A 9,659-nucleotide genomic window follows, 5' to 3' on the forward strand; every position below is an offset into this window, starting at 1 on the left:
AAATTTTCGGCCATGGCATTGTCATACGGATTTCCCCGTCTTGACATGGAAGGCGAAATGCCGTATTGTTTAGTCAGCTGGAAATATGCTAGGGATGTGTATTGAAAGCCTTGGTCGCTGTGGAGCTGCAACTCCGCAGCGACCCTCTTTTCTCCCGCTTCATGGCCAGACGAATGGTGTCCAGGACCAGATTCACTGACTGCTGTGCTCCAGTCTTATAAGCCACGATGCTGTTGTCATAGAGATCCCGGATCATGGACAGATACAGTACCCCCTGCTTCGTTTGGATGTAAGAAATATCTGTTACCCATTTGCTGTTGGGCCTGTCTGCGTGAAACTCCCTGTTGAGTAAATTCTGATATTTATGTACTTGCTGCCCCAGGTTCTTCCACTTCCGCTCTCTCCGAATTTCAGATAAAAGACCGTATTTTTCCATGACCCTAAGGACAGTTTTCGGGTTATGGTGGATGCCTTGCCGCTCTAACCACAGGTGCATCCGGCGATAGCCGTAGGTTTGAAAGCAATGCTCCTGCTGTTTCCGAAGCAGAGCAGCCAGCGGCGCGTCCTTCTCGGGCCGATTCATTCGCTTCACATAATCATAATAACCGCTCCTGGATACCCCAAAGAATGTGCACATGACGGATACCGGATATGCGCTCTGATGACGATAAATTACTTGATACTTGACCTTCGGCCTCACTTCCTCCCCATGAGCGTAATAAAATCCCGCAGTAGTACATTCTCCATTTTCAGACGCTTGTTTTCATACTTGTATTCCTGCAAAGTCCTGGCGGGTTTTCGTCCTCTCTGGCTGGGCATGACTTGCATGGCTTTCTTTCGCTCTCGTTTCAGTAATGCATGGATTGGCCTGTCGCCCTCCAGCCCCAGCCTTTCCGTAACTTCCCGCTGGCTCATCCCGCTCTCCAACATCCGCTTGATTTCTGGCAGAAGCTTCTGCACTTTTTGATACCTTCTTGCCATATAGAATCCCCCCTGATGTAGTCTTATTTTCCTACATCAGGGGGGGACTTTGTCTATTGTCCGTTTTTGCTGGTTCGGTTCAGAATCCCTCCGGGGGGCTTTGTTCGCTTATTGTCACTCCCAGGGCTGGAAGTTCCCGTCCAGCACCGCGCGGCGGTGGATGCTGACAAAGTCGGGGGAGGCGTCGGGGCAGTGCTCCCGGACGGCGGCCACCACCAGCTCCGGGTTAAGGCCCGGGTTCTGGGCCTTCAGCACCAGATCCAGGGCGATGGTGTCCCGCCGCTCCTCCACCGAGGCGCGGGCGATCAGGGGGATCAGATCCACCTCGGTAAAGCCGCTCTTGGCCTTCTTGCTCCGCTTGGTCATCACCAGGCTGTCCCGCTCCAGCAGGGCCTGGATGTCCCGCTCCGCCCCGAAGGGGGCGCCGCTCTCGTACTCCAGGGTGACGATGTAGTTGACGTAGCACAGCTCCTTCACCGGCCGCACCGCCTCATAGCAGCGGGTGACGGTGATCCCCGCCGGCAGGGCGGCGTTCATCCGCGCCGGCACCTCCTCCAGGGGCACGTTGAGCACCTGGCACTCCAGCACCTCGCAGGCGCTGGAGAAGCCCACCGACAGCGGCAGGGGGATGGACACGAAGGCGTGGGGGTTGAAGCCCTCGGTGTGCTTGACGGCGATGTCCGCCCGGAGGAAGGACCGCTGGAAGGTGCGCATGAGATCCAGGTGGGAGATGAACTTGGCGGTGTCCGCCTTGCTGAACGCTAATCTATGCTTCGGCATCGCATTTCCCTCCCGGATACAGCTTGTCCGCCCCGCAGCCGGTGCACTGCACCCGGCAGTCGGGGGTGATCACCGCCTGATAGGCCCGCTCCCGCTCCCGCCACAGGAAGGGGGTGGTCACGCCGGTGGAGGTGACCGACCAGGGGAGCACCTCATCCTTGGAGCGCACCCGGTTGGCGTAGAAGCGGGGATCCAGGCCGCAGGCCTCAAAGGCCGCCATCCAGCGGTCGAAGTCGAAGGACTCGCTCCAGGCGTCGAACTTGGCGCCCTGGCGCCAGGCCTCCTCGATCACCTCGGCCACCCGCCGGTCGCCCCGGGAGAACACCGCCTCCAAAAAGCTGGTGTCCGGGTCGTGCCAGTTGTAGCGGATGGACCGGCCCCGCATATGCTCCCGCAGCAGCTTCACCCGCCGGCGGTACTCGTCCATGTCCACCTGCCCCTCCCACTGGAAGGCGGTGTGGGGCTTGGGCACGAAGCAGGCGGTGGACACGGTGATGGTCACCCCCCGCTTGGGGTTGGGGGTGGTCTCCCTCCACGCCTGATACACCTTTTCCGCCAGCTCGGCGATGCCCAGCACGTCCTCGTCGGTCTCGGTGGGCAGGCCCAGCATGAAGTAGAGCTTCACGCTGCTCCACCCACCGGAGAAGGCGGTGCGGCAGGAGCGGAGGATCTCCTCCTCCGTCACGTTCTTGTTGATGGCGTCCCGCAGGCGCTGGGTGCCCGCCTCGGGGGCGAAGGTGAGGCCCGACTTGCGCACGTGCTGCACCCGCTCCATGAGGCCCAGGGAGAAGTTGTCCGCCCGCAGGGAGGGCAGGGACAGGGACACCTTGTTGGGCTCGCACCAGTCCAGCAGGCCGTCGCACAGCCCCTCCAGCGCCCGGTAGTCGCTGGTGGACAGGGAGGAAAGGGTCATCTCCTGATAGCCGGAGTTCTTGCAGGCCTCGATGCCCTGCTGGATGAGCCGCTGGGGGCTGCGGGGCCGCACCGGCCGGTAGGCGTACCCCGCCTGACAGAAGCGGCAGCCCCGGATGCAGCCCCGGAACACCTCCAGCATCACCCGGTCGTGGACGATCTCGGTGGAGGGCACGATGGTCTTTACCGGGAAATAGCTCTTGTTGAAGTCCTGGACGATCCGCTTGGTCACCACTGCCGGGGCCCCCTCCCGGGGGGTGATGGCGGCCACGGTGCCGTCGTCGTGGTAGGACACGTCATAGAGGGAGGGCACATAGACGCCGGGAACCCGGGCCGCGGCGGTCAGGAACTCCTCCTTGTCCCAGCCCTCCTCCCGGGCCTTCCGGTAGAGCTGGATGAGCTCCACGCTCACGTCCTCCCCCTCGCCCAAGACAAACAGATCCACAAAGGGGGCCAGAGGCTCTGGATTGAAGGCGCAGGTGCCTCCCGCCACCACGATGGGGGTCAGCTCCATCCGCTCCTCACTGCGCAGGGGCAGGCCGGCCAGATCCAGCATGTTGAGCACGTTGGTGTAGGCCATCTCGTAGCCCAGGGAGAAGCCGATGAGATCAAAGTCGGCGATGGCGTCGCCGCTCTCCAGGCCGTAGAGGGGGATGCCCTCCCGGCGCATCTCCGCCTCCATGTCCAGCCAGGGGGCAAACACCCGCTCGCACCACACCCCCTCCATCTCGTTCATCACACCGTAGAGGATGCGCATGCCCAGGTTGGACATACCGATCTCATAGGTGTCGGGGAAGCACAGGGCGTAGCGCACATCCACCTCACGGCGGTCCTTCACCACCGCGTTGTACTCCCCGCCTGTGTACCGGGCGGGCTTCTGCACCCGCGGGAGGATGTGTTCCAAAGTTCGATTCATGCCGAATCCACTCCATAGACAAAATACAGTAAACTGTATTATACTATGACCTGATCCGCCTTGCAAGAGTGATTGCAAAACCTTTTCCTAAAAAAATTTTCCCATCTCCCGCAAAAAGTGAAGCAAAGGGCCGTGGGCCGCCTTCTGGGACGGCCCACGGCCCGCTTGTTTTCCTGGTTTTTACAGATTTGCGTCCAACACGGCGGTATAGGCCGCCTCGGGCATGACGCCCACCTTCCGGTCGATCTCCTTGCCGTCCTTGAGGAACACCACTGTGGGAATGCTCATGACGCCGAAGCGCATGGCCAGGCCGGGCTGGTCGTCGGTGTTCACCTTGCCCACCAGCACCCTGCCCTCATACTTCCGGGCCAGGCCGTCGATCACCGGGGAGAGCATCTTGCAGGGCCCGCACCAGGAGGCCCAGAAGTCCACCATGGACAGCCCGCTGGCCGTCGCCTTGTCAAACGCCTCTTCCGTCAGATGAATCAGTGCCATATTGAATCCGTCCTTTCTCTGTCTTGAAAATCAGATATAGTTTAGCCTGTTTGAATCAGGGTATCCACATATTCCGCCGCCCGGTGGCCCGCCACCTGACCCTCCCCCACGGCCTTGGAGACCTGGAGGGGCTGCCCGGTGCAGTCCCCCGCGGCAAACACGCCGGGGACGCTGGCGGCCATGTTCCGATCCACCCGGATGTAGTTCCCCTCCAGCTCCAGGCCGGGGAGCAGCTCCGCCGGGGCCATGGAGGGCCGGAGGATGAACACCCCCTCGCAGGGGAGGGTCACGCTGTCGGCCTGCACGGCCTCCACCGTCCTGTCCCCCAGCACCCGGAGCTTCCCCGCCTGCACATAGGGGATGTCGGGCCGCAGGCCCTCCGGCGGCCGGGGGCTGACGAAGGTGACCCTGCAGCCGATCTCCCTGAGGTAGTTGGCCTCATGGGGGGCGTCGGCGGCCCGGCCAATTACCACGACCTCCTTATTCCGATAGAGCATCCCGTCGCAGGTGGCGCAGTAGCTCACCCCCGCGCCCAGGTGCTCCGCCTCGCCGGGGAGCTTTCCCGCCTGCACCACGCCGGTGGCCAGCACCACGGCACGGGCCTGCTCCACCTCGCTGCCCACGGCCAGGTAAAATTCCGTCCCCATGGGCAGAATGTTCAGCACCCGGCCGTTTCGGCGCTCCACGCCCATCTCACGGGCGTGTGCCTCGAACCGCTCCAGCAGCTCCGGCCCCGTGGCGCCGAAAAAGCCCAGGTAGTTGTCAATGCGGCGGGTCTTGTACAGGGCGTTGTCCCGGGCGTCGCCGCCGATGACCACCACCGACTTGCCCCGGGCCCTGGCCTGCACCGCGGCGGACAGGCCCGCCGGGCCGCCGCCTACGACCGCGATGTCGTACACTGGTACTCCCCCTCCCGATCTCCGAAGAGGGCGGCGATCACCGCCGCCACCTCCGGGTTGGCGATCTCATAGTATACCTCGTTGCCCGACCGGGAGCACTTGACCACCCCGGCGGCCTTGAGGCGCATCAGGTGCTGGGAGATGCAGGACTGGGACTGGCCGGTGTTGGCCTCCATACAGCCCACGTTGCGGCACCCGCACACCAGCAGGCCCCGGACAATCCGCAGCCGGACGGGGTGGGCCAGGGCCTTAAGCAGAGCCGCCCGCCCCTCGTAGTCCACCTTCTGTTCATCCATGCCTCTCACCTCACATCCAAACTTTCTAATATTATTATATTCAAATATTCTAATATGTCAACCCCCATTTTCAAATTTGATCCGGCGGCGCGGATTCCGCCCGCCGCCCCAGCCCGTTGGAAAGTCATTACTGACTTTCCAACGGGCTGCCGGACCTTTTGAAACTTCTGATAAAGTTTCAAAAGGTCATTATCAAACGCGAAAGGGAACCCTGACGGTTCCCTTTCACACTATCCTTCCCTCCGAATCCTTACATCTGAGTTTTTGACTGCCGGCGGCGGCGCGGATTCCACCCGCCGCCCTTTCTTTTCCCGCCGGTCTGTGTTATGATGAGGGGGAACACGGAAAGGAGGCGTTGTCATGGCGCCGCACAGAAAAATTCCCCTGTTTCTGCTGCCGATCCTGCTGATCCTGCTGGCCGGCGCGGTTGTGCTCCTGGTACGGGGGCAGCCCCTGACCCTGGAGCGCATCTTCCACAGGCAGGGCTATGCCATCACCGGCCAGACCGAGACCGCCTTGACCCTCACCCTCTCCCGCGACCAGATGCCGGAGGGCTTTCCCGAGGAGGTGCCCATCAGCCAGGCGGAGGGGGAGCTGGAGCTGCTCCTGTATCAGGACGGAGACACCAGCTTTTATCTCACCGCTTTCGCCCAGTCCAATCAGGATTCCAATACTCTCCACGCCAGCATCGAGCTCCGGCACCAGCTGTCCCGGGAGGGCGGTGAGCTCCTCCTCCCCTACCAGGTCAACGAGGACGGCAGCATCACCGTCGGCCTGGGCATCGACCGCGAGAGCGTCCTGGCAGACGGGGAGGCCCGGCCCGAGGCCGTACTCCTGGCCGGCCAGAGCAGCAGCCGGTTCGATCTGTATATCGACCGGGCCCTCTTTCTCCGCTCCGACGAGATCACCTTTCAGATCGGCCCCTTCTACTATCTGACCTACGAGCCCAGTTAAAGGAGGTTTCCCGCCATGTCCACCCTGCTGATCAAGAACGCCCGCTACATCGTCTCCTGTGACGACAGGGACACCCTGCACGAGCACAGCAACCTGTTCATCCGGGACAACGCCATCGAGTACATCGGCCCCGAGCTGCGCCAGGCCGACCAGGTGATCGACGCCTCCACCATGGCGGTGTATCCCGGCCTGATCAACACCCACCACCACCTCTATCAGCTCTTCTCCCGCAACCTACCCGAGGTGCAGCGGATGGAGCTGTTTCCCTGGCTGGTGACCCTGTACGAGGTGTGGAAGAACCTGGATGAGGAGGTGGTGACCGCCTCCACCCAGGTGGGGCTGGCCGAGCTGCTGAAAACCGGCTGCACCACCTGCTTTGACCACCACTATGTGTTCCCCAACCGGGCCGGGGATCTCATCGGCGCCCAGTTCCGGGCGGCGGAGCGTCTGGGCATGCGGTTCCACGCCTCCCGGGGCTCCATGGATCTGTCCAAGAAGGACGGCGGCCTGCCGCCGGACAGCGTGGTGCAGGACATCGACGCCATCCTGGCCGACTCGGAGCGGCTGGTGCGGGTGTGGCACGATCCGGCCCGCTTCTCCATGCGGCAGGTGGCCCTGGCCCCCTGCTCCCCCTTCTCGGTGTCCACCGACCTGCTGCGGGAGAGCGCACGCCTGGCCCGCGCCCTGGGTGTGCGCCTGCACACCCACGTGGCGGAGACGAAGGACGAGGAGCAGTACACCCTGGAGAAGTTCGGCCTGCGGCCCCTGGCCTTCCTGGAGGGGCTGGGCTGGACTGGCCCCGACGTGTGGTACGCCCACGGCATCCACTTCAACGACGAGGAGCTGGACGTCCTGGCCGCCACCGGCACCGGCGTGGCCCACTGCCCCATCTCCAACATGAAGCTGTCCTCCGGCGTGTGCCGGGTGCCCGATATGCTCCGCCGGGGGGTGCCGGTGGGGCTGGCGGTGGACGGTGCCGCCTCCAACGACGGCTCCAACCTGCTGGAGGAGCTGCGGGTGTGCTACCTGCTCCACCGGCTGAACTGGAGCCAGAACGCCCCTACCGGGTACGATATCCTGAAAATCGCCACCCGGGGCTCCGCCCGGCTACTGGGCCGGGATGACATCGGGTATCTGGCCGCCGGCATGGCCGCTGACTGCTTCCTCATCGATCTGGAACGGGTGGAGCTGGCGGGAGCCCAGTTTGACCCCATGTCCCTGCTGGGCACCGTGGGCTTCAAGGGCCCGGTGGACTACACCATCGCCAACGGCGTGCCCGTGGTGCAGCAGGGGGAGCTGGTTACCGCCGATGAGGCGGAGCTGACCGCCCAGGCCAACGGAACCGTCCGGCGCTATCTGGGCCGCCTATGACGTTCTCCCGCGGCCGGTTGACCCATTGCGCGATCCCCCGGCGCGGGCCCCGTCTGAGTCGGGGCCCGTGCCCTGATCTCCCTCAGGAAGGCAGATGTTACTCCCATGGACGACAACAGCCAGAACCGGCTGACCACCGGCAGCGTCCCCCGGAAGATGCTCCTGTTCGCGCTGCCGATTTTTCTCAGCAACCTGTTCCAGCAGCTCTACAACGCAGTGGACTCGCTGATTGTGGGCCAGTTCATCGGCCAGCAGGCCCTGGCCGCGGTCAGCTCCTCCTCCAGCCTGATCCTGCTGCTCATCGGCTTCATCAACGGCGTGTCCCTGGGCGCCGGTGTGCTCATCGCCCGCTTTTACGGCGCGGAGGACGAGGATCATCTGGAGCGGGCCGTCCACACCACCCTGGCCCTGGGCCTGGCGGCCGGCGCGGTGCTCACCGTGCTGGGCGTGGTGCTCTCCCCCCTGATCCTCCACTGGATGGGGACACCGGCCGACGTGATCGACAACTCCATCCTCTATTTCCGGGTCTATTTCCTGGGCTCCATCGCGGTGGTGCTCTATAACATGGGGGCCAGCATCCTCCAGTCCGTGGGGGACAGCCGCAGCCCCATGGTTTACCTGATCCTGGCCTCCCTGACCAATGTGGTGCTGGATCTCCTCTTCGTGGCGGTGTTCCGCTGGGGGGTGGGCTCCGCCGCCCTGGCCACCATCCTCAGCCAGATCCTCAGCGCCTCTCTGGCCTTCCGCAGGCTCACCCGCACCCGGGCGTGCTACCGGGTGAACTGGCGGCGCATCCGCTTTGAGGGGCCCATGCTCCGCCAGGTGGTCACGCTGGGCATCCCCTCCGGTGTGCAGAGCTCGGTGGTCTCCCTGGCCAACGTGATCGTCCAGGCCAATATCAACGCCTTCGGCTCCGCCGCCATGGCCGGCTGCGGCGCCTACAGCAAGATTGAGGGCTTTGCCTTCCTCCCTGTCACCTGCTTCGCCCTGGCCCTGTCCACCTTTGTCAGCCAGAACATCGGCGCCCGGCGCTTCGACCGGGTGCGCCAGGGTATGAAGTTTGGCCTCATCTGCAGCCCCGTGCTGGCGGAGCTCATCGGGGTGGCCATCTTTACCCTGGCCCCCTTCCTGATCGCCCTGTTCAACAGCGACCCCACCGTGGTATCCTTCGGCGTAGACGATGCCCGCACGGTGTCCCTGTTCTACTGCCTGCTCTCCTTCTCCCACTGCTGCGCAGGCATCCTCCGGGGTATGGGCCGCCCCGTCGTGCCCATGGCCATCATGCTGTGCGTCTGGTGCGCCCTGCGCATCACCTACATTACCGTGACCGTCCACTTCATCCCGGACATCCACGTGGTCTACTGGGCCTACCCCCTCACCTGGGCCATCAGCTCGGTGCTGTTCCTGTTCTGCCTGCGGCGGATGCGCTTTCCGTCCGAGGAGCATGGAGAGCCTGTGTCTTACATCAGGGGATGACCCGCCCGGCACCCACTGGTGAAAAAAGATGGGACGTCATCCACAGACCGGGGCACACGCCGTCCGGCAGCAGTGCGCTGGACGGCGCGGCTGGCCCATCCGCACCGCCGGGGAGAACGGCCGGGAGATCCCCGCCGGTCATGTAGCCCTTGCCACCGGCATACTGGATGAGCTGCCCCGTCTCACAGCCGCCCACCCGGCTCAGTAAAATCTCTGCGGGAAAGGGCTTGCCTATTCCCTCGCTATCGTGTATAATGTTTGTCAGCCAATTTGCCGGTATGATGGAATTGGTAGACGTGACGGACTCAAAATCCGTTGCGTGTAGTGTTCTGCCATCCCGGCAACCCCTTGATTTTTCAAGGGTTTCAGGTTATACTCTTTTCAGCGGTTTTCCGAGTTCTCTCCTCAGTTCTCTCCTGCAGGGAGGGCCCATTAAATCTGCCGGTGTGATGGAATTGGTAGACGTAGCGGATTCAAAATCCGCCGATGGCGACATCATGTGGGTTCGAGTCCCACCACCGGCACCATAAAGCCACACCAATCTGGATATTTTAAGCGGAATGCTTAGAGTATCAGAGG

The 9,659-nt window shown here is 63.2% G+C and carries 12 protein-coding genes and 1 tRNA gene; 5 read left to right on the forward strand and 8 right to left on the reverse strand.

The genetic code is table 11. The annotated features are described in order from the left end of the window. The 8 genes from QZ378_RS13015 to QZ378_RS10545 all read right to left on the reverse strand — a co-directional run. A partial coding sequence (locus tag QZ378_RS13015; protein WP_366935199.1) for a DDE-type integrase/transposase/recombinase occupies positions 1-131 on the reverse strand: 131 nt, incomplete at its 3' end. Then, positions 89-700 carry an IS3 family transposase gene (locus tag QZ378_RS10515; RefSeq protein ID WP_291258230.1) on the reverse strand — a complete coding sequence of 204 codons (612 nt, stop codon included), beginning with the start codon at positions 698-700 and terminating at the stop codon, positions 89-91. The genes QZ378_RS13015 and QZ378_RS10515, both read right to left, overlap by 43 nt. After that, positions 697-981 (reverse strand): imidazolonepropionase, encoded by a 285-nt coding sequence (locus tag QZ378_RS10520; protein ID WP_291258231.1) that lies wholly within the window; start codon positions 979-981, stop codon positions 697-699. The genes QZ378_RS10515 and QZ378_RS10520 overlap by 4 nt, the downstream gene beginning before the upstream one ends. A 114-nt stretch (positions 982-1,095) precedes the next feature. Next, positions 1,096-1,761 (reverse strand): TIGR03936 family radical SAM-associated protein, encoded by a 666-nt coding sequence (locus QZ378_RS10525; RefSeq protein WP_291258232.1) that lies wholly within the window; start codon positions 1,759-1,761, stop codon positions 1,096-1,098. Then, complete coding sequence (locus QZ378_RS10530; RefSeq protein ID WP_291258233.1) at positions 1,748-3,589, reverse strand: TIGR03960 family B12-binding radical SAM protein; 1,842 nt, start codon at positions 3,587-3,589, stop codon at positions 1,748-1,750. Before QZ378_RS10530 ends, QZ378_RS10525 begins: the two co-directional genes overlap by 14 nt. A gap of 180 nt (positions 3,590-3,769) precedes the next feature. Continuing rightward, a complete protein-coding gene (trxA, locus tag QZ378_RS10535) occupies positions 3,770-4,084 on the reverse strand; it encodes a thioredoxin (protein ID WP_087236917.1) in 315 nt (104 codons plus the stop codon). 41 nt (positions 4,085-4,125) lie between these two features. Next, entirely contained in the window at positions 4,126-4,983 is an 858-nt protein-coding gene (locus tag QZ378_RS10540; protein WP_191378844.1) for an NAD(P)/FAD-dependent oxidoreductase, read from the reverse strand. Further along, positions 4,962-5,279 carry a metalloregulator ArsR/SmtB family transcription factor gene (locus tag QZ378_RS10545; RefSeq protein ID WP_191378843.1) on the reverse strand — a complete coding sequence of 106 codons (318 nt, stop codon included), beginning with the start codon at positions 5,277-5,279 and terminating at the stop codon, positions 4,962-4,964. Before QZ378_RS10545 ends, QZ378_RS10540 begins: the two co-directional genes overlap by 22 nt. Before the next feature lie 360 nt (positions 5,280-5,639). Between QZ378_RS10545 and QZ378_RS10550 the strand changes: the two genes are divergently transcribed. The 5 genes from QZ378_RS10550 to QZ378_RS10570 all read left to right on the forward strand — a co-directional run bounded on the left by QZ378_RS10550 (position 5,640) and on the right by QZ378_RS10570 (position 9,607). Next, entirely contained in the window at positions 5,640-6,233 is a 594-nt protein-coding gene (locus QZ378_RS10550) for a hypothetical protein (protein WP_191378842.1), read from the forward strand. 15 nt (positions 6,234-6,248) lie between these two features. Beyond that, a complete protein-coding gene (locus tag QZ378_RS10555; protein ID WP_291258234.1) occupies positions 6,249-7,604 on the forward strand; it encodes an 8-oxoguanine deaminase in 1,356 nt (451 codons plus the stop codon). A 105-nt stretch (positions 7,605-7,709) separates the two neighbouring features. Continuing rightward, positions 7,710-9,080: an MATE family efflux transporter gene (locus tag QZ378_RS10560; protein WP_291258235.1), complete on the forward strand. Its 1,371-nt coding sequence runs from the start codon at positions 7,710-7,712 to the stop codon at positions 9,078-9,080. Positions 9,081-9,108: 28 nt separating this feature from the next. Further along, entirely contained in the window at positions 9,109-9,288 is a 180-nt protein-coding gene (locus QZ378_RS10565; RefSeq protein WP_291258236.1) for a hypothetical protein, read from the forward strand. A 232-nt stretch (positions 9,289-9,520) separates the two neighbouring features. After that, positions 9,521-9,607: transfer RNA gene (locus QZ378_RS10570), tRNA-Leu, on the forward strand. The last annotated feature ends 52 nt before the right edge of the window (positions 9,608-9,659 follow it).

The sequence above is a fragment of the Flavonifractor sp. genome, from assembly GCF_019422385.1.
Classification (GTDB): domain Bacteria; phylum Bacillota; class Clostridia; order Oscillospirales; family Oscillospiraceae; genus Flavonifractor; species Flavonifractor avistercoris.